A 25525-nucleotide genomic window follows, 5' to 3' on the forward strand; every position below is an offset into this window, starting at 1 on the left:
TTGGTTGCGGGGGCCGGATTTGAACCGACGACCTTCGGGTTATGAGCCCGACGAGCTACCAGGCTGCTCCACCCCGCGTCACCGTACTGCTTTGTACTTCATCAAATTTTAATTGGTTGCGGGGGCCGGATTTGAACCGACGACCTTCGGGTTATGAGCCCGACGAGCTACCAGGCTGCTCCACCCCGCGTCCGTGGAAGCGCACTATACTCCGCTAGCGAGATGATGCAACCTTTTTTCGACCAAATCGACATTTTTGTAAGAATTGGCTTATAAAACGCCATCTTGTGGTCTTTTTTTACACAAATCTGTGCCATCGATGAGATCGCGCATTTCAATAGCCCCGGCGCTTTGTTATCTTCAACACGCACTAAGGCTTCGCAGCAAAAGATGAGACACCATGAAAGGACGTTGGGCAAAATATGTAGCGACGGGGGCAATGCTGGCTATGCTCGCCGCCTGTTCCTCAAAACCGACCGACCGCGGTCAGCAATATAGCGATGGCAAGTTCACCCAGCCGTTTTCACTGGTAAACCAGCCGGATGCCGTCGGGGCGCCGATCAACGCCGGCGACTTCTCCGAGCAGGTTAATCAAATTCGTAACGCCTCGCCGCGCCTCTATAATAGCCAGAGCAACGTCTATAACGCGCTGCAGGAGTGGCTGCGCGCCGGCGGCGACACCCGCACGCTGCGCCAGTTTGGCATCGACGCCTGGCAGATGCAGGGCGTCGACAACTATGGCAACGTTCAGTTTACCGGCTACTACACGCCGGTGGTGCAGGCGCGCCACACCCGTCAGGGCGAATTCCAGTACCCCATTTACCGGATGCCGCCGAAACGCGGTAAGCTGCCGTCCCGCGCCAGCATCTATGCCGGCGCGCTGAGCGATAACTATGTGCTGGCGTACAGCAATTCGCTGATGGATAACTTCATCATGGACGTGCAGGGCAGCGGCTATATCGACTTTGGCGATGGTTCGCCGCTCAACTTCTTTAGCTATGCCGGGAAAAACGGCTGGCCCTATCGCAGCATCGGCAAAGTGCTGATCGACCGCGGGGAAGTGAAGAAAGAAGATATGTCGATGCAGGCGATCCGCGAGTGGGGTGAAAAGCACAGCGAAGCGGAAGTGCGCGAGCTGCTGGAGCAGAACCCGTCGTTCGTGTTCTTTAAACCGCAGTCTTTCGCGCCGGTGAAAGGGGCCAGCGCTGTGCCGCTGATCGGCCGCGCCTCGGTGGCCTCTGACCGGTCGATTATTCCGCCGGGAACCACCTTGCTGGCCGAGGTGCCTCTGCTGGATAATAACGGCAAGTTTAACGGCCAGTACGAACTGCGCCTGATGGTCGCTCTCGACGTCGGCGGGGCCATCAAAGGCCAGCATTTCGACATCTATCAGGGCATTGGGCCTGACGCAGGCCACCGTGCCGGCTGGTATAACCACTATGGCCGCGTATGGGTGCTGAAAAACGCCCCGGGCGCGGGGAATGTTTTTAGCGGCTAACTCCCCTGGCCCTGCCTGTTGACCAGGGCGCCCGGATGACGCCGTTTACGGCGGCCTCCGGGCGCTGTCATTTTGTTCTGAGGTTCTATGTCTGTTGTAATCAGCGATGCCTGGCGCCAGCGTTTTGGCGGTACGGCACGTTTATATGGTGAAAAAGCGCTGCAATGTTTTGCCGATGCCCACGTCTGCGTGGTCGGGATCGGCGGGGTCGGCTCCTGGGCGGCGGAAGCGCTGGCGCGAACCGGCATCGGGGCGATCACCCTTATCGATATGGACGATGTCTGCGTCACCAACACCAATCGTCAGATCCACGCCCTGAGCGGCAACGTCGGGCTGGCGAAAGCGGAAGTGATGGCAGAGCGTATTCGTCTCATCAACCCGGAGTGTCGGGTGACGGTGGTGGATGATTTCGTGACCCCGGAAAACGTGGCGGAATATCTTGGCGTCGGCTTTAGCTATGTTATCGACGCGATCGATAGCGTCCGGCCGAAAGCGGCGCTTATCGCCTGGTGTCGCCGCTACAAAGTGCCGCTGGTCACCACCGGCGGGGCGGGCGGTCAGATTGACCCAACGCAGATCCAGGTCGCTGACCTGGCGAAGACCATCCAGGATCCGCTGGCGGCTAAACTGCGCGAGCGGCTGAAAAGCCAGTTTGGGGTGGTGAAAAACAGCAAAGGCAAGCTCGGCGTGGACTGCGTCTTCTCTACGGAAGCGCTGGTCTACCCGCAAGCGGACGGCAGCGTCTGCGCGATGAAGAGCACGGCGGAAGGGCCGAAACGGATGGACTGCGCTTCCGGCTTTGGCGCGGCCACCATGGTGACCGCGACCTTTGGCTTCGTCGCGGTATCGCATGCTCTGAAGAAGATGCTGGCGAAGGCGGAGCGGCAGACGACGTAAATCCCGGGCCGCGGCGCAGGCGCCTTACCCGGTCTACAGGACAATTCCCCGGAGGCGGCGCTGCACACCTGTCCGGGCGACAAAACTGCATGAGCCCGTAGCCCGGGCAAGGCGCGTCAAGCGCCGCCCCCGGGATGAGCTTAAACCTCAACCTCGCGGGCGGCGGCGAGCACCGCCTCGCTGAGGGCGCTGAGGCCCTGGCTGCGCGAGGCGCTGAGCTGGCCGCGTAGCCCCAGCTCGTCGAACAGCGCCAGCGGATCCTGCGCCAGGATCCCGGCGCGGGTTTTTCCTTCCACGGCGGTCAACAGCACCGCCAGCAGACCGCGCACAATCCGGCCTTCGCTGTCGCCAAAGAAGTGCAGCCTGCCCTCGGCATCCTCCTCATAGCCCAGCCAGACGCGGTTTTCACACCCGGCAATCTCCCGGGCCTGCGCTTTGCGCTCATCGGTCAGCGTCGGCAGCTTTTTGCCCAATAAAATCAGCTGACGATATTTATCCTCCCACTGGTTCAGCGGGGCGAAGGTCTGGCGCAGCGTGGCGTCGGTAATGGTTGTGCCGAAGGGGTGCAGAGTTGTCATTAATCCACCAGAATTTCCAGGGCGCGATCCACCGCGTGGACCAGCGCCGCAACATCGTCTTGGGTATTGTAGGGGGCGAAAGAGGCCCGCAGCGTGCCGCTGACCCCTAAGGCCGCCAGCAGCGGTTGGGCGCAGTGTTGCCCGGCGCGCAGAGCAATGCCGGACTCCGCCAGCAGCGTCACCAGATCGCTGTGATGAACACCGTCGAACTCAAAGGCCAGCAGGCTTGACTGCTGGCAGCGGAAAGAGCGGAAGCCCGGCCGTTTCGCCAGCGCCTCTTCCGCCAGACTCGCCAGACTGCGGCTCCAGTTTTCCGCCTGGCCGATATCGCTCTGCGCCAGCCACTCCAGGGCGGCGCTAAGGCCGATTACCCCGGCGACATTCGGCGTGCCGGCCTCGAGACCATAAGGGGCCGGCTGCGGCGTAAAGCCGTCAAAGCTGACCTCGGCGATCATTTTCCCGCCGCCGAGCCAGGGCGACATCGCCGCCAGCAGCTCGCTTTTGCCGTACAGGGCGCCGATCCCGGTCGGGCCATATAGCTTATGGCCGGAAAAGGCGTAAAAATCGATATCCAGCGCCTGCACGTCAGCGGGGAAATGCACCGCGCCCTGGGCGCCATCGACCATCACTACCATCCCGGCGGCGTGAGCAAGGCGGATAGCCTGCGCCAGGTCCGGGCAGCCGCCGGTGACGTTGGACATCTGACCGATGGCCAGCACCCGGCTGCGCGGGGTGATGAGCGCGCTGAGGCTGGCAATATCCGGCAGGCGGTCAGCGCCAAGCGGTAGTTTGACCACTCTGGCGCCGGTCTGCCCGGCTACCATCAGCCAGGGCACGAGGTTGGCATGATGCTCGGCTTCGCTAACGATAATTTCATCGCCAGGCTGCAGGCGCGGCCGGAAGTAGCTCTGCGCCACCATATTGATGGCCTCGGTGGTTCCTCGCGTCCAGACGATATCTTTGCCGGACGGGGCGTTAAGCCATGCCGCCACGCGCTCGCGGGCCGCCTCGTAGCGCTCGGTCAGCCGCTGGGCGGCGGCGAACTGGCTGCGATGGACGTTGCCGGCGCTCAGGCGATAAAACTGGTCGCTGGCGTCGATCACCGCCTGCGGTTTGAGCGCGGTCGCCGCGCTGTCGAGATAGACGCCGGCATCGGCCAGAGCCGGAAACTGCGCGCGAAAGTGCGCCGGGTTGAATGCGTTCATGGAATTCCTCGTATCAATCCCGCGATCGTCGCGCAATTTGCCGGGCGTGACAAGGCCTCTGTGCCCTGTGGAATTGTCCGAATGTGACTCCAGGTGGGTCAAAGAGGGTTATGCTGAAAAGTGTTGGGTTTGTGTTTTAACCTATTACTTAACGAGTCACGAATAGTATAAATAGCCGTAAGGAGAGAAAAATGAAAATGACTAAGGCCGCTGCGATTATCTCTGCCTGTATGCTGACTTTAGGCCTGAGCGCCTGTTCCTCTAACTATGTGATGCATACCAATGATGGGCGAACCATCGTTACCGACGGGAAACCGCAAACCGATAATGATACTGGCATGATCTCGTATAAGGACGCGTGGGGCAACAAACAGCAGATCAATCGCTCTGACGTGAAACAGCTGGGTGAGCTGGACGAGTAAGGCAGTAAAAAGGCAAAAAAAAGCACCGCGCGTTGCGGTGCTACATTAAATCACTATGGACAGACAGGGTAAATGTACAGGAAGTGAAAAGGGGTAGCTTTGCTACCAGGGTCTGCAAAGACAGACCAATTGCAAACACAACAACACAACATCACAACCGTAAGCCAAAAGCTTGATGGAACACGCATTCCAAAAAAAGCTTCTCGTTCCGGCTCAGGAAGTGCCGCCACTATAGGTATTTGCTGGTAGAACCTCAACGGACAATTTATAATGGCTCAGATAAAAAAAACTAATAGGTTAATCATTGTTTCCTATTTGTTAAATTGAGTTAACATCTAAGCCAGAATAACCATGTCGAAGCGATTACCACCTCTGAATGCATTACGTGTTTTTGATGCAGCCGCACGTCATCTCAGCTTCACTCGGGCAGCCGATGAGCTTTTTGTGACGCAGGCCGCAGTCAGCCATCAAATCAAGTCTCTCGAGGATTTTCTGGGCCTTAAGCTGTTCCGGCGGCGCAATCGTTCGCTGCTGTTAACGGAAGAAGGGCAGAGCTATTTTCAGGATATTAAAGAGATTTTTTCGCAACTGACGGAAGCGACGCGTAAACTGCAGGCGCGCAGCGCCAAAGGGGCATTAACGGTCAGTTTATTGCCAAGTTTCGCCATTCAGTGGCTGGTGCCGAGACTGACAAGCTTTAACTCAGCTTATCCGGGAATCGACGTCAGGATCCAGGCGGTAGACCGCCAGGAGGATAAGCTGGCGGACGATGTCGATGTGGCGATTTTTTACGGCCGCGGCAACTGGCCGGGCCTGCGTGTGGAAAAATTGTACGCCGAGTATCTGCTGCCGGTCTGTTCCCCGCTCTTGCTCACCGGCGACAAAGCATTGAAAACGCCTGCCGATCTGGCGCAACATACGCTGCTTCACGATGCGTCCCGTCGCGACTGGCAAACTTATACCCGCCAGCTTGGTCTAAGCCATATTAATGTGCAACAGGGGCCGATTTTCAGCCATAGCGCGATGGTGCTGCAGGCGGCCATTCACGGGCAGGGTGTGGCGCTGGCCAACAACGTGATGGCGCAGTCCGAAATTGAAGCCGGTCGTCTTGTGTGTCCGTTTAATGATGTTCTGGTCAGTAAGAATGCGTTTTACCTTGTTTGCCATGACAGTCAGGCAGAACTGGGTAAAATAGCCGCTTTCCGGCAATGGATCCTGGCGAAAGCGGCAAGTGAGCAAGAAAAATTCCGCTTTCGTTATGAACAATAAATACTTGTAGGGTAAAAACATGACCAGCCGTTTTATGCTGATATTCGCCGCGATTAGTGGCTTTATCTTTGTGGCTCTGGGTGCCTTTGGCGCGCATGTATTAAGTCAATCGCTCGGCGCGGCGGAGATGGCCTGGATCCATACCGGCCTGGAGTATCAGGCCTTCCATACCCTGGCGATTTTTGGTCTGGCGGTGGCGATGCAGCGTCGGATCAGTATCTGGTTCTACTGGAGCAGCGTGTTTCTGGCGTTAGGGACCGTGCTGTTCAGCGGCAGCCTCTATTGTCTGGCGCTGTCTCATTTACGTCTGTGGGCGTTCGTGACCCCGGTGGGCGGCGTAAGCTTCCTCGCCGGTTGGGTTTTAATGTTAATTGGTGCAATTCGTCTGAAACGTAAGGGCGTTGTTCATGAATAAGGTTGTCCTCTATTGTCGCCCTGGGTTTGAGAAAGAGTGCGCAGCAGAAATTACCGATAAGGCCGCCCGCCTTGAGGTGTTTGGTTTTGCCCGGGTCAAAGAAGACTCTGGTTATGTGATTTTTGAAGGTTATCAGCAAGACGACGGTGAGAAGCTGGTACGCGATCTGCCGTTCAGCTCGCTGATTTTCGCCCGTCAGATGTTCGTGGTCGGCGAACTGCTGCGCGACCTGCCGCCGGAGGATCGCATTACCCCGATCGTCGGCATGCTGCAGGGCGTGGTGGAGAAGGGTGGCGAGCTGCGTGTGGAAGTGGCGGATACCAACGAAAGCAAAGAGCTGATGAAGTTCTGCCGCAAGTTCACGGTGCCGTTACGCGCGGCGCTGCGCGAGGCGGGCGTGCTGACCAACTATGAAACGCCAAAGCGACCGGTGGTGCATGTGTTCTTTATCGCACCCGGCTGCTGCTATACCGGCTACTCGTACAGCAACAACAACTCACCGTTCTATATGGGCATTCCGCGGCTGAAGTTTCCGTCCGATGCCCCGAGCCGTTCCACCCTCAAGCTGGAAGAGGCGTTCCACGTCTTTATTCCGGCGGACGAGTGGGACGAGCGCCTGGCGAACGGCATGTATGCCGTCGATCTCGGCGCCTGCCCGGGCGGCTGGACCTATCAGCTGGTGAAGCGCAACATGTGGGTCTCTTCGGTCGATAACGGCCCGATGGCCCAGAGCCTGATGGATACCGGCCAGGTGACCTGGCTGCGCGAAGATGGCTTCCGCTATCGTCCGAACCGCAACAACATCTCGTGGATGGTCTGCGATATGGTGGAGAAACCGGCGAAGGTGGCGGCGCTGATGGCGCAGTGGCTGGTCAACGGCTGGTGCCGGGAGACCATCTTCAACCTCAAGCTGCCGATGAAAAAGCGCTATGAAGAGGTGTCGCAGAATCTGGCCTATATTCAGGCCCAACTGGACGAGCACGGCATCAACGCCCAGATCCAGGCGCGTCAGCTGTATCACGATCGTGAAGAGGTGACCGTTCACGTGCGTCGCCTGTGGGCCGCCGTCGGCGGACGTCGCGACGAGCGTTAATCCTTCCCCCTCAGGCCGGAGACGCGTGCGCGTCCTCCGGCCTTCCCCTTAAGGCTGCGGCGCATCCGACACAATATGCGTCACGTCATCCAGATGACCAATTCTCGCCTCGCCGGAACGGTTGAACTTGCTTTTGTCGATCAGCAGTAGCGACTGCGCCGCGCGCTTAAGCAGGATCGATTTAAAGTCGGCATTGAACGCATTGGAGTCCCATAGCGCGCCCTGCGGGTCGATGCCTTCGCAGGAAAAAATAAACAGATCGATCTCCAGCGATTTCAGTTGGGAAATCAGCGCCGGGTTCACGTAGCAGCCATATTTCCGCTGCAGAGTGCCGCCGGAGCAGGTGAGCGTGATTTGGTCGCGTTTGGCCAGCTCCTGGCAGATGGGCTGGCTGTTGGTAAAGACGTGCAGCGGGCGGTCCGGCAGCTGGCGGGCGAGATACCAGCAAGTGGAGCTGGCATCGAGGGCGATCACCATCCCTTCGTCAATCCAGGCCAGCGCTTCGCGGGCGATATCGGCTTTATGCGCGTAATGGCTTTTCAGCCGCATGTGAAAAGGGTCGCCGCTGTCCTGGCTGCGCTGATGGATCACTTTGGCCCGGCCGTGGTTGCGCAGCACTTTGCCCTGCGCCTGCAGCTCGCTCAGATCGCGGCGAATGGTTTCCCTGCTGACGTTGAGCTGTTTTGACAAGGTTTCGGTGGTCAGGCTGCTGTGGTTGATCAGGAGATCGACGATCGCCTGCTGGCGGGCTGCTTTCATTTATTCTCATCCCATCATTGATTGAGCGTCTGCATCAGGCAGACGCTCCGGCATGAGATTACGGCGTGACTCCTTTTTTTAAAAGGATATTTCCGTACTTAGCACGCTCTCCTGTGATAACGATCGCAAAGGCTTTTTGCGCCCGGTCGTAGAAGGCAAAGCGGTCAATCCGCACGATATCCGGGCAGGGGGCCTGCGCCGATAGCGCCTGCCGATAGCGCTGTTCCACCGTCGGGTCCAGCGCATCGCCTTCGACGGCGGCCATCATCACCAGCGGCGGCGCGTAGCTGTCTAACTCGAACAGCGGGATAATCGCCTGCAGCAGATCGCTGACCCGCAGGCCATCGGCGCGGATCACCTGTGGCCCCATGCTGTGCGCCGGGAAATGGGCATCGGAAAAAATGATTTCATCCCCATGGCCCATTTCGGCCAGCACTTTCAGCAGCTCCGGCGATATCAGCGGGGAAATGGTTTTGAGCATCTCAGGCTTCCTCTGTTAATTCAGGTTCAGTTTGCGGCCAAAAATAGCGGTAGCGGTACGCGACCTGCGCTCTGGCCTGTTCCGGCGAAGAGAACTCGCCCACGCCATACCAGCCAAACATCGCCGCGCCGGCCACCGTGGTTTCGGCATCATCGAGAACTTTGATCGGTATTCCAAGCCGGTCGGCCTTGATCTGGTTCCACAGCGCGTTGCGGCTGCCGCCGCCCACCAGCAGCAGCTCTTTCGCCCTGAAGCGGCCGATGTTTTCCAGGGTTTGCAGATGCTGCGCCAGCTGGTCGCTTAACCCCTCCAGCGCGGCGCGGTAAAAATGGCCGCGGGTGGTGTTGAGCGTGACGCCCTGCCAGCCGGCGTGCTGGCTGGCGAGCAGGTCGCACTGCATCCTGACGCCCTGGGCGCCGGGCGGGATCGCCTGCGCTTCGGCAATCAGCGTCTGCCACGGCGTGTCAGCGCTCCACAACAGCTTGCGCACCCATTCGAGCACGCCGGAGGCCAGCCACTGCATTCCCGGGTTATAGCGGCCCGGCTGGCTGTCCAGCTCGCAGGTGGAGCCGCTGTAGTCGCAGAGCAGCGAAGTGTCGACCTGGGCGCTGCGCACCATCAGGATCTCCCAGGTCCCGGAGGAGAGCACCGGCTCATCCTGCCCGGCGCCGGCGCCAAACAGAGCGAACTGGGTGTCATGCCCGGCCGAGATAACCGGGATCCCGACGGGAAGGCCCAGCAGCGCAGCGGCCTCCGGCAGCAGGGCGCCGATCGGCTGGCCTGCTTCAACCAGCCGCGGGAACAGGCGGCGCGGCAGGCCGGTCGCCTGCAGGATTGGCGCGCTGAAATCGCGCTGCCGGAGATCGAGCATCTGGCTGGTGCCCGCCATGGTGAGGTCGGTGGTGAACTCCCCGGTCAGCCGATGGTTGATCAGCGACGAAATAAACAGCCAGGCATGGGCCTGCGCCAGCAGCTGCGGGTGGCACTCTTTCAGCCAGATCAGCTTATACAGGGTGTTGAACGCAAACGCGCCGACGCCGGCAATCTGCTGCAGCTGGTGTGCTGGCATATACTGGCTGATATTCTCCATCACCGCCGCGGTGCGCGGGCATTTCCAACTGATGATCGGATACAGCAGGGCACCCTGCTCATCCACCAGCGCGCCATCGACGCCAAAGGTCGTGACGGTGATGCCGCGCACCGTGCAGGAGGCCAGCTGGTCATGGATCTGCCGACAGCAGTCGGCAAAGCGCTGCATAATGGCCTCCAGCGACCACTGGTGCCAGTCGCTGTTCTCCGCCGCGATGTCGCTGGCGTTCGCCGTTGCGGCGCGGGCGATAATGTTTCCCTGTCGGTCAACGGCCATCGCCCGCACGTTGGTGGCGCCGCAGTCGAGGACCAGGATAACGTCTTGCTTCATAGTGACTCCCGAAACAACATCGCCGGATGGCGCGGCGCTTATCCGGCCTACAGACCGCGCGCATCTGTAGGCCAGGTAAGCCTGCGCCACCGGGCGAAACCAACCTGTTAACGCTTATACAGCGGCCCGTAGTTCTGGCAGGCGCGGTAGTCCTGGCCCTCGATATTCATGCCATGCGCAGCCCAGGCGGAGGGGCGGTAGATTTTCGCCGCTTCCACGTTGTGCATGCAGACCGGAATGCGCAGCATGGCGGCGAGGGTAATGAAATCCGCGCCAACGTGGCCGATGGTCAGCACGCCGTGGTTGGCGCCCCAGTTAGCCATCACCGAGTACACATCGCTGAACGGACCCTTGCCGGTCAGGCGTGGGGCAAACCAGGTGGTGGGCCAGGTGGAGTTGGTGCGGGCGTCGAGCTGGTCGTGCATCGCTTTGGGCAGCGCCACGCTCCAGCCTTCGGCAATTTGCAGCACCGGCCCCAGACCTTTGATGATGTTCACCCGGGTCATGGTGAACGGCACGCCGCCTTCGGTCAGGAAGCGGGAAGAGAAGCCGCCGCCGCGGAAGTATTCGTGGATCGCCGGGCACCATTCGGTCGCCGCGAGGCAGGCATCCGCCTCGTTCTGTTCAATCTCCCAGTGAGGTTTCATCGTCGGGTTGCCCTGCGCGTCGCGTTGCTGGCAGGAGCCGTCCAGCGCCGCAGAGCCGGAGTTAATCAGGTGAATAATGCCGTGCTCCGCCCGCCCGGTGAGCGGCTGCCCGGTGACCCGCTCAACGGCGTCCGGCGACCAGTAGGTGCGCACGTCGGCAAACACCTGGGCGGTGCCGGTGAGCTGATGACCCATCAGCATGGCCACGCCGTTGAGGCTGTCGTTTTCGGTAGCGACGACAAATGGCTCGCGCACCCCGTTCCAGTCAAAAGAGCTGTTGAGCAGCGCTTCGGCGGTATCGCCATTGGGGTATTGATCGGTCCAGTGGCGCTGACCCTGGAAACCGGCGGCGATGGCGTTGTAGCCCAGCGACTCCTCCACCAGCCCTTTTTCCGCCAGTTTCGGGTTGCCCTGCATCATGTCGCGGATGCACATCGCCATCAGCAGGCTCTCTTTCAGCACCGCGCGGCTCTGTGTTTCATTGCGCTTATACTGCTCAGCGTTCTGATCTTCGCCGTAGCGGAAGTGTTTATCCGCCCACGCCAGCGCCATCTCCAGCTCGGTTTCATCATAGATTTTCTGATCGATTCGCCGGCGCAGCTCCGTCATGTCGACAGCCTGGACCTTCATGCCGAGCCAGGATTCAAAGAAATTGTGGTCGACGATGGAGCCGGCGATGCCCATTGAGACGCCGCCCAGCGACAGATAGCTTTTCCCTTTCATACTGGCGACGGCCAGGCCGGCGCGCGCGAAGCGCAACAGTTTTTCTTCGACATCCGCCGGGATCGAGGTGTCATCGGCATCCTGCACGTCATGTCCGTAGATGGAGAACGCCGGGATCCCTTTCTGGCTATGGGCCGCCAGCGCGGCGGCCAGATAGACCGCCCCCGGACGTTCGGTGCCGTTAAAGCCCCAGATGGCCTTCGGGCGCAGCGGATCCATGTCGATGGTTTCGCTGCCGTAGCACCAGCAGGGGGTGACGGTGATGGTGACGCCGACGTTCTGGCTGCTGAATTTCTCTTCACAGGCGGCCGACTCGGCCATGCCGGCGATGCAGGTATCGGCAATCACGCACTCCACCCGGGCGCCGCAGGCGTGGCGCAGTTTCTCGCTGATAAGCGCGGCGGTGGCTTTCGCCATGTTCATGGTTTGCGCTTCCAGCGACTCGCGGACCCCCATGCGACGACCATCGATTACCGGGCGGATACCGATCTTCGGTAAGCTGATTTTTTTCATTACAGATCCCTCAGGTTATGCGGATAACAGGTTTAGTTCGTCGCCGCTTGTGAACGGAAACGGGCAAAAATAAAGATGATGGCGAAGCACAGCGCCGGGACCAGTTCGGCGGTCGGGATATTGCCGGCGGCGTCGCTGACAAAGCCCATCACCGGGGTGACGATCCCGCCGCCGATAATGGTCATGACGATAAAGGACGAGCCATATTTGGTGTCCTGGCCCAGATGCTTAATCCCCAGCGAGAAGATGGTCGGGTACTGAATGGACATAAAGGCGCTGCACAGGGTCAGGGCCAGCAGACCGACGTGGCCGCCGCTGAAGGCGGAGAGCAAACAGAGCAGCATGGCGATAAACGCATAGATAGCGAGCACGTTATGCGGTGCAAAGCGGCGGATAAGCCAGGTGCCGGTAAAACGGCCAATAAAGAAGCAGACCATGGTGGCGGTCAGGTAGTTGGCGGCGAAACCGGCCGTCATGCCCGGGATCTCTTCGATAGCGTAGCGAATCAGGTAGCTCCAGCAGGCGGTTTGCGCGCCGACGTAGCAGAACTGGGCCAGCACCGCCCAGCGCCAGTGACGGATGCGCATCAGGCGCGTCAGCGAGGCGAGGAAGGTGCTCTGCGCGCTGTCGCTGTGGTCATCGCTCTGCAGGGAGGGGAAGCGGGTGCAGACGATCAGCAGGGCGACCAGCAGGACGATGGCCACGATAATCATATAGGGGGTTTGTACCGACAGGACCAGGCTGTGCTTCCAGGCGCTGAGCTGTTCTGGCGTCATTTTATCCAGCACATCCTGCGGCTGATGCGGGACGTTAGACAAAATAAGACTCTGGCCAAATACCACGGCAATAATGGCGCCAAATGAGTTAAAGGTCTGGGCCAGATTAAGGCGGAAGTGACCGCCGCTTTCCGGACCGAGAACGGTCACAAACGGGTTGGCCGCCGTTTCCAGGCAGCCAAGCCCGGCGGCGATAATAAATAATCCAATCAGGAATAAAGTGTAGTTCATCACTTCGGCGGCAGGCCAGAACAGCGCGGCGCCGCAGGCATATAAAAACAGACCCGTAAGAATGCCTGTTTTATAGCTAAATTTTTTCATCAGCATCCCGGCGGGGATGGGAATAATAAAATAGCCAAAATAAAAGGCCGACTGAATTAATCCGGCCTGGAAATTAGTCAGAGTAAAGGCCTGTTGAAATTGCGGTAATAAAATATCATTCAGATTATTAGCCACCGCCCACAGAAAAAAGAGGGAGCACAGCAGAGCAAAAGGAATAATGTAGCTCTTACTCTGCCCGCTCTCCATGGCGCGGTAACTTTGCGTTGGTATCGTTGTGTTTCCCATAGCGTCCTCATCAGTTCAGAAGCATTTACAACAGCATTCAGGGCGCAGTCTGGTGCTGCAGCAGACCGCAAAATTAAGTGAGCTCAGGTGACGCGCCGGTGAGTGAAATGAAAGTCACGGCGGAACTCATGACTTCATTTTCAAATAAAAACCGTCTGTTAATATGATGATGGTCACACTTAACGCGCTGTGGACCATTTTATGTGATAATTGTCACTTTAATTTTTCAAAAACGCTGACCGTTTGAGAAAATAAATTCACAAAACCACAACGCTAATGACCGAATGAATGTATATCGTGGAAAACGGGCAAATGTTACAAAGAAATAAAATGCCCGCTTGATGAAATATTATTAAGAACGGGCATTTTAAACACTCTCTTAACCGGCATAATTCCTTTATTTATGCTGGAATAATTGACGCGGCTCACAAAATATAGTCATGAAAATTCCCCTTCGATTATTCAGGTTGATGATGAAGACCATTATTCACCTTATCCCACGGTAGCCGACGATATTTCTGTTGCCCTGCCGTTGACGGATGATGAGTCACCACAAGAGGAACGCAATGGAAAGAAACAGACTGGCCCGGCAGATTATCGATACCTGCCTGGAAATGACCCGCCTGGGGTTAAATCAGGGGACCGCCGGCAATGTCAGCGTGCGCTATCAGGGAGGAATGTTGATCACCCCCACCGGTATCCCGTATGAAAAGCTGACGGAAGACAAGATCGTCTTTATTGATGCCGACGGCCAGCATGAGCAGGGAAAACTGCCCTCCAGCGAATGGCGTTTTCATCAGGCGGCCTACCAGACGCGGCCCGATGCCCAGGCGGTGGTCCACAATCACGCTGTCCATTGTACGGCGGTGTCGATCCTCAACCGGCCCATCCCGGCCATCCACTATATGATCGCCGCGGCCGGCGGGAATTCGATCCCCTGCGCGCCCTATGCCACCTTCGGCACCCGCGAGCTGTCTGAGCATGTCGCGGTAGCGCTGAAGCACCGCAAAGCCACGTTGCTGCAGCATCATGGCCTGATCGCCTGCGAGGCCAGCCTGGAGAAAGCGCTCTGGCTGGCGCATGAAGTGGAAGTCCTGGCCCAGCTCTACCTCAGCACCCTGGCGATTATCGACCCGGTACCGGTGCTGAATGACGAGGCGATCGCCATCGTGCTGGAGAAGTTCAAAACCTACGGATTACGTATTGAAGAGTGATGCCGCAACGCTAACAGGAGAGACGCGATGGCAAACCGAATGATCCTCAACGAAACGGCGTGGTTTGGCCGGGGGGCGATAAACGCATTAACCGATGAAGTAGCGCGGCGCGGCTATCGCAAAGCATTGATCGTCACCGACAGCACCCTCGCCCGCTGCGGCGTGGCGGCGAAAGTCACCGACAAACTGGATGCCGCCGGGCTGGCATGGGATATGTTCAGCGACGTGATCCCTAACCCGACCATTGCCGTGGTCCAGCAGGGGCTGCAGGCCTTTCAGCGCAGCGGGGCGGATTACCTGATCGCCATCGGCGGCGGTTCGCCGCAGGATACCTGTAAGGCGATCGGTATTATTCAGCGTAACCCGGAATTCGCCGATGTCCGTAGCCTCGAGGGGCTGTCGCCCACCCGTCAGCCCAGCGTGCCGATCTTCGCGGTGCCGACCACCGCGGGTACCGCGGCGGAGGTGACGATTAACTATGTCATCACCGATGAAGAACAGCGGCGTAAGTTCGTCTGCGTCGATCCGCATGATATCCCGCAGGTGGCCTTTATCGATGCCGATATGATGGACGCCATGCCGCCGGCGCTGAAGGCGGCCACCGGCGTGGACGCCATGACGCACGCTATCGAAGGATATCTCACCCGCGGCGCCTGGGCTTTGACCGATGCGCTGCACCTCAAGGCCATCGAGATCATTGCCGGGGCGCTGCGCGGCTCAGTTGCCGGGGACGCCGGCGCGGGCGAAGCCATGGCGCTGGGCCAGTACGTCGCGGGGATGGGATTTTCCAACGTCGGACTCGGGCTGGTGCACGGCATGGCGCATCCGCTCGGCGCTTTTTACAACACGCCCCACGGCGTGGCGAATGCCATCCTTTTGCCGCACGTGATGCGCTTTAATGCTGAGGCGACGGGGGAAAAATATCGCGATATCGCCCGGGCGATGGGCGTCAGGGTGGAAGCGTTAAGCCTGACAGCTGCACGCGAGGCGGCAGTGGAGGCGGTCTACGAGCTAAACCGCGATGTCGGTATTCCCGGCCATCTGCGCGAGGTGGGCGTCAGGAAAGAGGATATTCCGGCGCTGGCGCAGGCGGCGCTGGAGGATGTGTGTACCGGCGGTAACCCGCGTGAGGCGAGCCTGGCCGATATCGTCGGGTTATATCAGGCGGCCTGGTGATTGCCTGGCCCGGGTAAAGCAGGCAGTGCCGGAGGCAGTTACCCTGCACCGGCGCACCTCTTAACGATAGTTAGCGCGTCAGCCGCAGCTGCTGCAGATTGCCGTCCAGCTGGAGGTCGGTCTGCAGGCGGGCCACTTCCCGGCAGGTGAAAGCCATCTCCTGATGCGCGGCCAGTTTTTTACGCCACTTCTCCGGCACCTCGGCCAGACGGGCGTACAGCCCCTCCAGGTCCTGAAACTCGTTCAACAGCTGGGCGGCGCTTTTGGGGCCAATGCCCGCCACGCCCGGTACTTTCGAGCTGCTGATCCCCGCCAGCCCCCAGTAATCCGCCAGTTGCTCCGGAGTGACACCGAACTCGCTGGCGATAAAGGGCGCATCCAGCCAGCGCTTCTGAAAGTAGTCGCGGATGCGGATGGTGGGCGACAGCAGCTGACAGTAGCCTTTGTCGGTGGAGACAATGGTGGCCTGATGGCCCGCCTGGGCCACCTTTACCGCCAGGGTGGCGGCGAGGTCGTCCGCTTCGCTGCCCGGCAAGGCCCAGCAGCGGATCCCCCGCTGTTCGAAGGCCGCCCGCAGCGCTGGCATCTCGGCCACCAGCGTCTCCGGCATCGGCGCGCGGCCGGCTTTGTACTCTGGCAGGCGCTGGTGGCGCCAGCCGTGGGCGCGATCCTCATCATCGAACACCGCCACCGCGTGGGTGGGCTGACTGTGGACGATCAGCTGCTCTAGCGCATGCAGGCAGGTATCGACGCAGGGCGAACCCTGCACCGCATGGATGCGGCGGATCAGATTTAACGCGTCGACGATTAACAGATGAACAGCCACAGATACCCCCTTATTCTCAGCGTCTTTAGGGTAACATCGCCATCAGATCGAGGCTATCTGCGCCTGAACAATCAGGAAGATAACGCGCAAATTTCGCTAACTGACCGCCATCAGCGGGCTGATGACGCCCGGCGCGGGTTCGCCGTACCACACCGCTTCGCGCACCGGGACCGGTTTGGCGATAAGCCCGAGGGCGTAAAAGCGATCGGCGATGGTCTGCTGGGCGCGGATCACCGACAGATCCATCGGCCGCGGGCGATGGCTGCGGCGGGCGAGGGCCATGCTCAGCGACCGGGCGTCAATCCCCAGCTCTGCCGAGAGTAAGCGGGCCGCTTCGCCACGATGCGAGTCGATAAACTGCCCGGTGTGGGTCAGCTCCGTCAACAGACGGCGCATGATATCGCCATGCTGAGCGAGGTAGTCCCGTCGCGAAAGATAAAACTGATGGTTGTTGACTCGTCCTTCGCCGCTGGCGACCACCCGCAGCTCGCCGGTGTGTTCGGCGTCGCTGAGCAGCGGGTCCCACATCATCCAGGCGTCAACCGCCAGGTAGTCGCTGGCGGTCAGCGGGTATTTCGGCGGGGTATACACCACCCGCACGTCGTTCAGCCCCAGCCCGGCGTCTTCGAGGATCTGCAGCAGCAGCCAGTGGACATTCGACCCCTTATTGAGGGCGATGCGTTTGCCGCGCAGATCGCTGAGCTGGCGAATGTCGCTCTCCTGCGGGACGACCATCGCCACGCTGCGCGGCGCCGGCGGCTCCCATGCGACGTACATCAGTTCGCTATTGCTGGCCTGGGCAAACACCGGCGGCGCTTCCCCGGTGGTGCCGAAGTCGATCTCGTTGCAGGCGAGGGCGTGGAGGAGCTGCGGTCCGGCAGGAAACTCACTCCACAGCACGTTGACGCCGAGGCTGGCGAAGGCGGTTTCCAGACTCTGACGGGCTTTCAGGATCCCGAGGCTGCCGAAGCGCTGGTAGCCAATGCGCAGTTCGCGATCGGCCCCGGCTGCGTTGGCGAACGCCCGCGGCGGCGCAGGCGGGCGGCGGCGGCTTTTGATCAGCCCGAGGTTAGCGAGCTGGGTGCGCAAGGTATGCCGGCTGATCCCCAACAGCGCGGCCGCCTGGCTCTGGTTATCGTCGCAATGCGCCATGGCGTGGCGAATCAGGGCGCTGGTCACTCGCTGCCACAGCGGCTCGCCGGGAAGCGCCAGCTGGTGGCGAATAAAGTCGTCCAGTTCATGATCGCTCGCCGGCGCCGGGGCGTCGTTGAGCGTCGCCAGGCGCAGCTGGGCAGGACTGATCTCCTCTTCTTTACTGAGCAGCACCGCGTTGTGCAGGGTGTTTTCCAGCTCGCGAATATTGCCCGGCCACGAATAGTCCATCAGCCGGGCCAGTGATTCCGGCGCCAGACGCAGGGTTGGCCGCCCGAGGCGCCGGGCGTAGAGTGATAAAAAGTGGTGTGCCAGCAGCGGGATATCCTGCCGACGCTGGCGCAGCGGCGGCAGCGGCACCACCGCGATATTCAGTCGATAGTAGAGATCCTCGCGAAAGCGGCGCTCGCGGATCGCCTGGGCCAGGTCGACGTGGGTGGCGGCAATCACCCGGACATTCACTTTAATCGCTTTGCGTGAGCCGACGCGGGTAATTTCACGCTCCTGCAGCACTCGCAGCAGCTTGACCTGCAGCGGCAGGCTTAATTCGCCGATCTCGTCCAACAGCAGCGTCCCCCCTTCCGCGGCTTCAAACCAGCCGGGCTGTCCCTGCTGCGCGCCGGTGAAGGCGCCTTTCTCATGGCCGAACAGTTCGGCTTCGGCGAGGCTCTCGGTCAGCGCGCCGCAGTTAACGGCCAGAAACGGCTGCTGGCGACGGGCGCTGTGATGATGGAGATAGCGGGCCACCACCTCCTTGCCGGTGCCGGTTTCGCCCACGATCAGCACGGTCGCCTCCGTTGGCGCGAGCTTGTCCAGCAGGCTCTGGAAGGCCTTCGACGCCGGGTCGATCAGCGCGGGAGCGGTGGAAGGGGATTCTGGGTTCAGCATAGCGGGCCTCCGATCGTTGACGCTCTGAACTTATCCTGCGGCGGCCGCAGAAACCAGAGGGGGAAGGCCCGCGGCTGTTGCAAATGCGCCAGCGGATGCGCGGCGGCTGCGCGATTTGCAACAGCGCGGCGCGGAGAAGCCGTTTTCAGTGCATTGATTTTAAAAGATTAATTTTTTATTCACCATTGGCATGATTATCGCTAACACTCATATAACCAAATTAAAACATCTCTTCGATAAATATCGGATATGGTTATATAGGAAATAGATAATGACGCAGCAAGCTCCCGACAAGATCAATGTCTTCTGGTTCTTACCTACCCATGGCGATGGCCGTTATCTGGGTACCACCGAGGGTGGACGCCCGGTCGATTTACCTTATCTGCAGCAGGTGGCGTTGGCGGCCGACAGTCTGGGCTACTACGGCGTGCTGATCCCCACCGGTAAAAGCTGTGAAGATTCGTGGCTGGTGGCCTCGGCGCTGGCGCCGTTGACCCGCCGTCTGCGCTATCTGGTGGCGGTCAGGCCGGGCCTGCAGCCGCCAACCCTGGCGGCGCGGATGGCGGCCACCCTCGACCGTTTATCGGAAGGTCGGCTGCTGATCAACGTCGTTACCGGCGGCGACCCGGTGGAAAACAAAGGCGACGGTATCTTCCTCAGCCACAGCGAGCGCTATCAGGTGACCCGCGAATTTCTTGATGTTTACACCCGCCTGCTGCGCGGGGAAAAAGTGGACTATCACGGCGAGCATATTCACGTGGAAGGCGCTGAAGTGCTGTTCCCGCCGGTACAGGAGAATGGCCCGCCGCTCTATTTCGGCGGCTCTTCTGATGCGGCCATTGATGTGGCGGCCGAGCAGATCGACAGCTATCTGACGTGGGGCGAACCCCCGGAACTGGTGGCGGAGAAGCTGGCGGTGGTGCGCGAGCGCGCCGCGGCCCGCGGACGCACCCTGCAGTACGGCATTCGTCTGCACGTCATTGTGCGCGAAACGGAAGAAGAGGCATGGGCCGCCGCCGACCGGCTGATCGCCCATCTTGACGACGATACCATTGCCCAGGCGCAAAAGATCTTCGCCCGCATGGACTCGGCCGGCCAGGCGCGGATGAGCGCCCTGCATCAGGGGTCGCGCGATAATCTGCGCATTGCGCCCAATCTGTGGGCCGGCGTCGGACTGGTGCGCGGCGGCGCGGGTACCGCGCTGGTAGGTAATCCGCAGCAGGTAGCGGAACGCATCCGCGAATATCAGGCGCTCGGCATCAGCAACTTTATCTTCTCCGGCTACCCACATCTGGAAGAAGCGCACCGCCTTGCTGAGCTGGTGATGCCTCTGTTGCCGCTGGAAAACGCGGCCTCGTCGAAGGCGCGTAGCGTGAACACCGGTCCGTTTGGCGAAACCATCGGCGGCGATAAGCGCCCGGTGCGCCAGGTCAGCGCCAGTTGATGGCCCGGAGCGCGACCATGAGACAGCATACCGGAGGAGGGCAGCGATGAGTGCAGAACCGCATATCGTGATTATCGGCGGCGGCTTTAGCGGCGCGGCGGTGGCGATTGAGCTGCTGCGCCTGGCGCCGAACGGGGTGCGCGTGACGCTGCTGGAGCCGCGCCAGTCCCCCGGGGCCGGGGTGGCCTACTCCACTGCGGAGCCGACGCACCGGATTAACGTCCCGGCCGCTCGCATGCAGCTGGCCGGCGACGAAGAGGGCGCCTTCGATCATTGGTACCGCCATCAGCCTGCCTTTGCCGTCGATGTGCAGGCGCTGCGCCCGGACGGTTCCGTCTACCCTCAGCGCGGCCAGTTTGGTCGCTATGTGGCGCAGCGTTTTGCCGACGCCGTGGCGTCCAGCGGCGGACGGCTTCGCCACCTGCGCGATCGGGCGCTCGCTTTTCACCAGGGGACGGTGACCACCGACGGCGGCCTGCAGCTTAAGGCCGATCTGCTGGTGCTGGCGATCAGTCATCCACCGCCTTCGCTGCCGCCGCAGGCCGAAGCCTGGCGTCATCATCCGGCGCTGATTGCCAACCCGTGGCAGCCCGGCGCGCTCGATGCCATCGCCCCGCACGCCCGGGTGGCGGTGATGGGCACCGGATTAACCATGGCCGATACGGTCGCGACGCTGGACCGGCTGGGCCACCGCGGCAGTATCGTCGCCTTTTCGCGCCACGGCCTGCTGTCGCGCGGCAACCTTAGCGGCGCAGGGACAACCTGGCCCGGCGACTATCAGCAGGGTAACCTGCGTCAGCGCCTGCGTCAGATCCGCCTCGACGTCGCGTATGCGGCGCAGCAGGGCCTGAGCTGGCAGGTGGTGCTGGATGCGGTTCGTCAGCAGGGGCAGCGGATCTGGCAGGCGCTCAGCGTCGCCGATCGCCAGCGTTTTCTGCGCCATCTGCGCCATTACTGGGATGTCCACCGCTACCGCGTGGCGCCGCAGGTCGCCGAGGTGCTGGAGGCGCGCCAGCGCACGGGCAGTCTGCAGGTGCAGGCGGCCAGGCTACTGTCGATAAGCGGTGAAGGCGAAACGCTGCGACTGACGCTGGCGCGGCGCGGCGGCGGCGTGCAGACGCTGAGCGTCGATCACCTGATCCTGACCACCGGACCCGCACACCGCGCCCTGACCGACAGCCAGCCATTTTTACAGGACCTCGCCCGCCGCGGCCTGATTCGCGCCGATGCCCTCGGCATGGGCCTGGAGGTGGACAGCCGTTCCCGGGCAGTGGCTGAGCCGCACGTTGAGGCGCTGCCGGTGCTGGTGGCCGGTCCGGCCGCCCGCGGGCGTTTTGGCGAACTGATGGGCCTGCCGCAGGTAGCCGACCATGCCGCTGACGTGGCGGCGCAAGCGTTACTCACGCTCGGGATCCCGCAGGACTCCCGATGTCCTGCGTACTGAATACCTCCCTTTATTTTCCCTGATTCATTTTGACGCGTGCGCCCTGGCGACGGGCCGCGCTATGGAGATTGCTATGTCATCACAACGTGAAATTCGTCTTAACGCTTTCGATATGAACTGCGTCGGCCATCAGTCGCCGGGCCTGTGGGCGCATCCCCGGGATCGCTCCTGGCAGTATAAAGATCTGGAGTACTGGGTGGATCTGGCGCGGCTGCTCGAGCGCGGCAAGTTCGACGGGCTGTTTATCGCCGACGTGCTGGGGATCTATGACGTACTGAACGGCAGCGGCGACGCGGCGATCCGCCAGGCGACGCAGGTTCCTGTCAACGATCCGCTGGCACTGATCACCCCGATGGCGCTGGTGACGGAGCATCTGGGCTTCGGCCTGACCGCCTCGCTGTCGTTTGAGCATCCTTACCCCTTCGCTCGTCGTCTGTCGACGCTCGATCATCTGACCAAAGGGCGGGTGGGCTGGAATATCGTCACCTCCTATCTGGAGAGCGGGGCGCGCAATATCGGCCAGCAGACTCAGACCGACCATGACACCCGCTATGACTATGCCGATGAGTATTTGCAGGTGATCTACAAACTGCTGGAGGGAAGCTGGGAGGATGGGGCGGTGCTGCGCGACAGAGAGCGGAAGATCTTCAGCGATCCGCGGAAAATCCATCCCATTAACCATCAGGGACAGTTCTTTTCCGTGCCGGGGATCCACCTCTGCGAGCCATCCCCGCAGCGCACGCCGGTGCTGTATCAGGCGGGGGCGTCCAGCCGCGGCAAACAGTTCGCCGCCGGCCATGCCGAATGCGTCTTCGTCGCAGCGCCGTCGAAGGTGCTGCTGAAGAAGACGGTGGCGGATATTCGCCGCCGGGCAGCTGAAGCGGGGCGAGATCCGCACAGCATCCTGATCTTCAACCTGCAGACGGTGATTGTCGGCGACACCGACCGCGAGGCGCAGGCGAAGTGGCAGGAATATAAGCAGTACGTCAGCTATGAAGGCGCGCTGGCGCTGCTCTCCGGCTGGACGGGGATCGATTTCGGCCAGTATCAGCCGGATCAGGTGCTGAAGTATCTGCACACCAACGCCATTCAGTCGGCGGTGGAGGCCTTTTCGACCGCTGATCCGAACCGCCAGTGGACGGTGCAGGCCCTGGCCGATTGGGCGGGGATCGGCGGCTTCGGTCCGCTGGTGGTTGGCAGCGCGCAAACCGTGGCGGACGAACTGCAGTCCTGGGTCGAAGAGACGGACGTCGATGGCTTTAACCTCGCCTATGCCGTCACTCACGAAACCTTCCGCGACGTCGTCGAGCTGCTGGTGCCTGAGCTGCAAAAGCGCGGCGTCTTTAAGCAGGAGTACCGCGAGGGGACCCTGCGCGAAAAACTGTTCGGCGGCGGCCCGCGTCTGGCCGCGCCTCACCCGGGCGCCAGCTACCGCCGCGATGCGCGCACGGCGGCATCGGTAGAGGAGAAGGTGACATGATCGCTATTGATGACCTGCATAAAAGTTACCGCACGGCGGATGGCCGGCTCAGCGCGGTGCTGAAAGGGCTGTCGCTGCAGGTGCCTGAGCGCTCCATCACCGCGGTGGTGGGGCCGAGCGGCGCCGGTAAATCAACCCTGGCGCGCTGCATCAGCCTGCTGGAGCAACCGGACAGCGGCAGCATTCGTATCAATGGCCAGGATCTGTCGGCGCTGTCCGGCGAGGCGCTGCGCCGGGAACGGCGGGCGATTGGCACCGTTTTCCAGTCTTCGGCGCTGTTGAGCCGCAGGACCGCCTGGGAGAATGTCGCCCTGCCGCTGGCGTGGCTGGGTGTGGTGGAGCGCGATATCAAGGCGCGGGTTGGCGAGCTGCTGGAGAGCGTCGGCCTGAGCCACAAAGCGGATGCTTGGCCGGCCCAGCTCTCAGGCGGCCAGCGCCAGCGGATCGGCATTGCCCGCGCGCTGGCGCTGCGCCCGTCCGTTCTGCTGGCGGATGAAGCCACCTCCGGCCTCGATCCTCAGGCCACGGCCTCGGTGCTGGCTCTGCTCAAGCGGCTGCGTGATGAGTACCAGCTGGCGATCGTCCTGATCACCCATGAAATGGACGCAGTGCGCACGGCGGCGGATGCGGTGGCGGAGATCCGCGACGGGACGATCGTCCAGTACGGGCGGATCGAAGATCTGCTGGCGCGTCCCGATTCTCTGCTCGGCCAGCAGCTGTTGCCGCTGACGCCGGCGGCAGCGGCCCACAGCGATCTGCTGCTGCGTCTGAGCTACCGCTGGGATGTGCCGGTGGCCACCGACTGGATCAGCCGCCTGAGCCAGCAGTGGGCGCTGCAGATCGATCTCCTTGGCGGTCACGTCGAGGTGATTAATGGTCGGCTGGCCGGTCGCCTGCAGGCCGGAGTGCGCTTTCAGGGCGAACGCCTGTCGCCCGCGCGACTGCAGGGCCTGCTGGCGCAGCTCGGCATAACGGCGGAGATCCTCGACAGCGCGCCGTTGCTCAGGGAGGTGGTATGAAACCGACAGTCATCAGCCAGGATACCCCCTGGGGCGAAATCCCTTCGCTGCTGCTCCCCGCCTATGGCGAAACCTGGCTGATGGTGGCCATTGTGATGCTGTTTGTCGTCACGCTGGGGGGGCTGGTGGGGGTGGTGTTGTTTAACGCCTCGCCGCGGGGCTTATTTCCGCACGCGCTGCTGTACCGGCTGCTGAACTGGGTGGTCAATATGGGACGTTCGCTGCCGTTTCTGGTGCTGATGGCCGCCATTATCCCGTTCACATACTGGCTGACCGGCACCACGATTGGCATCCCCGCCGCGGTGGTGCCGATGATCGCCGCCGGCGTCCCGTTCTTTGGCCGTCTGGTGGAGAACGCGCTGCGCGAGTTGCCGGCGGAGGTCACCGCGGTGGGGGTCGTCTGCGGCGGGTCGCGCTGGCAAATCATTGCCAGCGCACAGCTCAGTGAAGCCTTGCCCGCGCTGGTGGCGGCGGTGACGCTAAACCTGGTCTCGATGATTGAGTATTCGGCTATCGCCGGGACCATCGGCGCCGGCGGCATCGGCTACCTGGCCGTGGTGTACGGCTATCAGCGCTTCGACAACCACATCATGATCGCGACGATTGTTGCCCTGATCGCCACGATCCAGTTGATTCAATTTTTGGGTGACCGTCTGGTCTACCGTTTACGCCACACGCAGGGGAACCTTGTATGACAACAGAGCAATTTGAGTTACGTAAAGCGCGGCGCTGGCCCTGGCTGGCGGCGCTGGCGGTGATAATCCTGCTCGCCATCGCCTTCTGGTGGTGGCGGGGACATACCCAAAGCCAGCAGGTGGTCTTCGGCAGCACGTTAAAAATTCACTACGAGCCGGCGATGGCCGGCGAGCAGCGGATCATTGAGTATATTAATCAGCATATTGCGCCCGATTACGGTCTGAAACTGGAGGCGGTGGGGGTGCAGGATCCGGTCCAGGCTGACCGCGCGGTAGCGGAAGGACAGTATGCCGGGACGATCTATCAGCATCAGTGGTGGCTTAAACAGGTGGTGGACGCTAACGGCTTTGCGCTGTCGACCACGGTGCCGGTGTTCCAGTGGGCGTTTGGCATCTATTCCGACCGCTACTCGTCGGTACAGGCGTTGCCCAACGGCGCGACCATTGTCGTGCCTGACGATGGCGCCAATCAGGGGCAGGCCCTTTGGCTGCTCCAGCGCATTGGGTTGATCTCGCTCGACCCGGCGGTGGAGCCGCGTACGGCGAAGCTGAAAAATATTGTCGGTAACCCGCATCAGTTTGTCTTTAAAGAGCTGGATCTGCTGACCATGCCGCGGGCGTTAAATTCGGTGGATGCCGCCATCGGCTATGTCTCGCAATTTGACGCCGGGAAAGTGCCGCGTGAGAAAGGCATATTATTCCCGCCGGCGCCGCGCACCTTTGCTTCGCAATTAGTGATTGGTACACCGTATTTATCGCAGGAAAATATCGTCAAATTAAAACAGGCTTTTTCTGACCCGCGGATCCAGACGTGGTTACAAACCACCGATGACCCGCTGGTAAAAGACGTATTAGTTCCAGTGTCCGCGGAATAAGCGTCCTGCACGACGTCTATTTTCGTTGTTATTTATTTCCCTTGAGGAT

Annotated in this window: 24 protein-coding genes and 2 tRNA genes; 15 read left to right on the top strand and 11 right to left on the bottom strand. The window is 60.9% G+C overall.

Features of this window, described 5'->3' with window-relative positions; all coding sequences use genetic code 11:
• Position 1: 1 nt before the first annotated feature.
• Together AS136_RS02385 and AS136_RS02390 are read right to left on the bottom strand one after the other, a co-directional pair.
• A tRNA-Met gene (locus tag AS136_RS02385) sits at positions 2-78 on the bottom strand.
• 35 nt (positions 79-113) lie between these two features.
• A tRNA-Met gene (locus tag AS136_RS02390) sits at positions 114-190 on the bottom strand.
• A gap of 210 nt (positions 191-400) precedes the next feature.
• Between AS136_RS02390 and mltA the strand changes: the two genes are divergently transcribed.
• The gene (mltA, locus tag AS136_RS02395) at positions 401-1498 is read left to right on the top strand and encodes a murein transglycosylase A (RefSeq protein ID WP_002915579.1); all 1098 of its coding nucleotides are present in this window, start codon (positions 401-403) and stop codon (positions 1496-1498) included.
• A gap of 87 nt (positions 1499-1585) precedes the next feature.
• The gene (tcdA, locus tag AS136_RS02400) at positions 1586-2395 is read left to right on the top strand and encodes a tRNA cyclic N6-threonylcarbamoyladenosine(37) synthase TcdA (protein WP_008806278.1); all 810 of its coding nucleotides are present in this window, start codon (positions 1586-1588) and stop codon (positions 2393-2395) included.
• Between the two features lie 140 nt (positions 2396-2535).
• Here the strand turns inward: tcdA and csdE are convergent, their stop codons facing one another.
• Positions 2536-2973: a cysteine desulfurase sulfur acceptor subunit CsdE gene (gene csdE / locus AS136_RS02405; protein ID WP_012967316.1), complete on the bottom strand. Its 438-nt coding sequence runs from the start codon at positions 2971-2973 to the stop codon at positions 2536-2538.
• Complete coding sequence (gene csdA, locus AS136_RS02410) at positions 2973-4178, bottom strand: cysteine desulfurase CsdA (protein WP_023323207.1); 1206 nt, start codon at positions 4176-4178, stop codon at positions 2973-2975. The genes csdE and csdA overlap by 1 nt, the downstream gene beginning before the upstream one ends.
• Positions 4179-4375: 197 nt before the next feature.
• Here csdA and AS136_RS02415 point away from each other — a divergent pair, with 197 nt between their 5' ends.
• The 4 genes from AS136_RS02415 (at position 4376) to rlmM (ending at position 7377) form a co-directional block, all read left to right on the top strand.
• Positions 4376-4600 carry a YgdI/YgdR family lipoprotein gene (locus AS136_RS02415; protein ID WP_002915549.1) on the top strand — a complete coding sequence of 75 codons (225 nt, stop codon included), beginning with the start codon at positions 4376-4378 and terminating at the stop codon, positions 4598-4600.
• Positions 4601-4951: 351 nt separating this feature from the next.
• Entirely contained in the window at positions 4952-5869 is a 918-nt protein-coding gene (gcvA, locus tag AS136_RS02420; protein ID WP_002915545.1) for a glycine cleavage system transcriptional regulator GcvA, read from the top strand.
• A 19-nt stretch (positions 5870-5888) separates the two neighbouring features.
• Complete coding sequence (locus AS136_RS02425; protein WP_002915543.1) at positions 5889-6284, top strand: DUF423 domain-containing protein; 396 nt, start codon at positions 5889-5891, stop codon at positions 6282-6284.
• A complete protein-coding gene (gene rlmM / locus AS136_RS02430) occupies positions 6277-7377 on the top strand; it encodes a 23S rRNA (cytidine(2498)-2'-O)-methyltransferase RlmM (RefSeq protein WP_008806275.1) in 1101 nt (366 codons plus the stop codon). The genes AS136_RS02425 and rlmM overlap by 8 nt, the downstream gene beginning before the upstream one ends.
• Before the next feature lie 48 nt (positions 7378-7425).
• On the opposite strand, the gene fucR is transcribed toward rlmM, so the two are convergent.
• The 5 genes from fucR to fucP all read right to left on the bottom strand — a co-directional run bounded on the left by fucR (position 7426) and on the right by fucP (position 13263).
• On the bottom strand, positions 7426-8136 hold the full coding sequence (gene fucR / locus AS136_RS02435) for an L-fucose operon activator (RefSeq protein ID WP_012540709.1): 711 nt from the start codon (positions 8134-8136) through the stop codon (positions 7426-7428).
• Between the two features lie 58 nt (positions 8137-8194).
• On the bottom strand, positions 8195-8617 hold the full coding sequence (gene fucU / locus AS136_RS02440; protein ID WP_008806274.1) for an L-fucose mutarotase: 423 nt from the start codon (positions 8615-8617) through the stop codon (positions 8195-8197).
• Between the two features lies 1 nt (position 8618).
• Entirely contained in the window at positions 8619-10037 is a 1419-nt protein-coding gene (gene fucK / locus AS136_RS02445; protein WP_016161733.1) for an L-fuculokinase, read from the bottom strand.
• A gap of 107 nt (positions 10038-10144) precedes the next feature.
• Positions 10145-11920, bottom strand: coding sequence for an L-fucose isomerase (gene fucI, locus AS136_RS02450; protein WP_016161732.1), 1776 nt, complete (start codon positions 11918-11920; stop codon positions 10145-10147).
• Between the two features lie 32 nt (positions 11921-11952).
• Entirely contained in the window at positions 11953-13263 is a 1311-nt protein-coding gene (gene fucP / locus AS136_RS02455) for an L-fucose:H+ symporter permease (protein WP_023323205.1), read from the bottom strand.
• Between the two features lie 566 nt (positions 13264-13829).
• Here fucP and fucA point away from each other — a divergent pair.
• Both fucA and fucO read left to right on the top strand, forming a co-directional pair.
• Complete coding sequence (gene fucA, locus AS136_RS02460) at positions 13830-14477, top strand: L-fuculose-phosphate aldolase (protein ID WP_012540715.1); 648 nt, start codon at positions 13830-13832, stop codon at positions 14475-14477.
• Between the two features lie 27 nt (positions 14478-14504).
• Positions 14505-15653 carry a lactaldehyde reductase gene (gene fucO / locus AS136_RS02465; protein WP_023323204.1) on the top strand — a complete coding sequence of 383 codons (1149 nt, stop codon included), beginning with the start codon at positions 14505-14507 and terminating at the stop codon, positions 15651-15653.
• Positions 15654-15723: 70 nt separating this feature from the next.
• Here fucO and xni read toward each other — a convergent pair whose 3' ends face one another.
• Positions 15724-16479 carry a flap endonuclease Xni gene (gene xni / locus AS136_RS02470; RefSeq protein ID WP_023298149.1) on the bottom strand — a complete coding sequence of 252 codons (756 nt, stop codon included), beginning with the start codon at positions 16477-16479 and terminating at the stop codon, positions 15724-15726.
• Positions 16480-16575: 96 nt separating this feature from the next.
• Positions 16576-18519 carry a sigma-54-dependent Fis family transcriptional regulator gene (locus AS136_RS02475; protein ID WP_008806268.1) on the bottom strand — a complete coding sequence of 648 codons (1944 nt, stop codon included), beginning with the start codon at positions 18517-18519 and terminating at the stop codon, positions 16576-16578.
• 77 nt (positions 18520-18596) lie between these two features.
• On the opposite strand from AS136_RS02475, the gene AS136_RS28555 reads away from it, so the two are divergent.
• The 7 genes from AS136_RS28555 (at position 18597) to AS136_RS02505 (ending at position 25476) form a co-directional block, all read left to right on the top strand.
• Positions 18597-18713 (top strand): hypothetical protein, encoded by a 117-nt coding sequence (locus AS136_RS28555; protein WP_004219275.1) that lies wholly within the window; start codon positions 18597-18599, stop codon positions 18711-18713.
• 77 nt (positions 18714-18790) lie between these two features.
• Positions 18791-19963 (top strand): FMNH2-dependent alkanesulfonate monooxygenase, encoded by a 1173-nt coding sequence (ssuD, locus tag AS136_RS02480; RefSeq protein ID WP_063266658.1) that lies wholly within the window; start codon positions 18791-18793, stop codon positions 19961-19963.
• Between the two features lie 46 nt (positions 19964-20009).
• Positions 20010-21407 (top strand): FAD/NAD(P)-binding protein, encoded by a 1398-nt coding sequence (locus AS136_RS02485; RefSeq protein WP_023323203.1) that lies wholly within the window; start codon positions 20010-20012, stop codon positions 21405-21407.
• 73 nt (positions 21408-21480) lie between these two features.
• Positions 21481-22887 (top strand): LLM class flavin-dependent oxidoreductase, encoded by a 1407-nt coding sequence (locus tag AS136_RS02490; RefSeq protein WP_002915313.1) that lies wholly within the window; start codon positions 21481-21483, stop codon positions 22885-22887.
• Positions 22884-23906 (top strand): methionine ABC transporter ATP-binding protein, encoded by a 1023-nt coding sequence (locus AS136_RS02495; RefSeq protein WP_008806264.1) that lies wholly within the window; start codon positions 22884-22886, stop codon positions 23904-23906. Before AS136_RS02490 ends, AS136_RS02495 begins: the two co-directional genes overlap by 4 nt.
• Positions 23903-24601 (top strand): methionine ABC transporter permease, encoded by a 699-nt coding sequence (locus AS136_RS02500; RefSeq protein WP_023323202.1) that lies wholly within the window; start codon positions 23903-23905, stop codon positions 24599-24601. The genes AS136_RS02495 and AS136_RS02500 overlap by 4 nt, the downstream gene beginning before the upstream one ends.
• Positions 24598-25476 carry a MetQ/NlpA family ABC transporter substrate-binding protein gene (locus AS136_RS02505; RefSeq protein ID WP_008806262.1) on the top strand — a complete coding sequence of 293 codons (879 nt, stop codon included), beginning with the start codon at positions 24598-24600 and terminating at the stop codon, positions 25474-25476. Before AS136_RS02500 ends, AS136_RS02505 begins: the two co-directional genes overlap by 4 nt.
• The last annotated feature ends 49 nt before the right edge of the window (positions 25477-25525 follow it).

The organism is Klebsiella sp. D5A (genome assembly GCF_001620885.1).
Classification (GTDB): domain Bacteria; phylum Pseudomonadota; class Gammaproteobacteria; order Enterobacterales; family Enterobacteriaceae; genus Klebsiella; species Klebsiella variicola.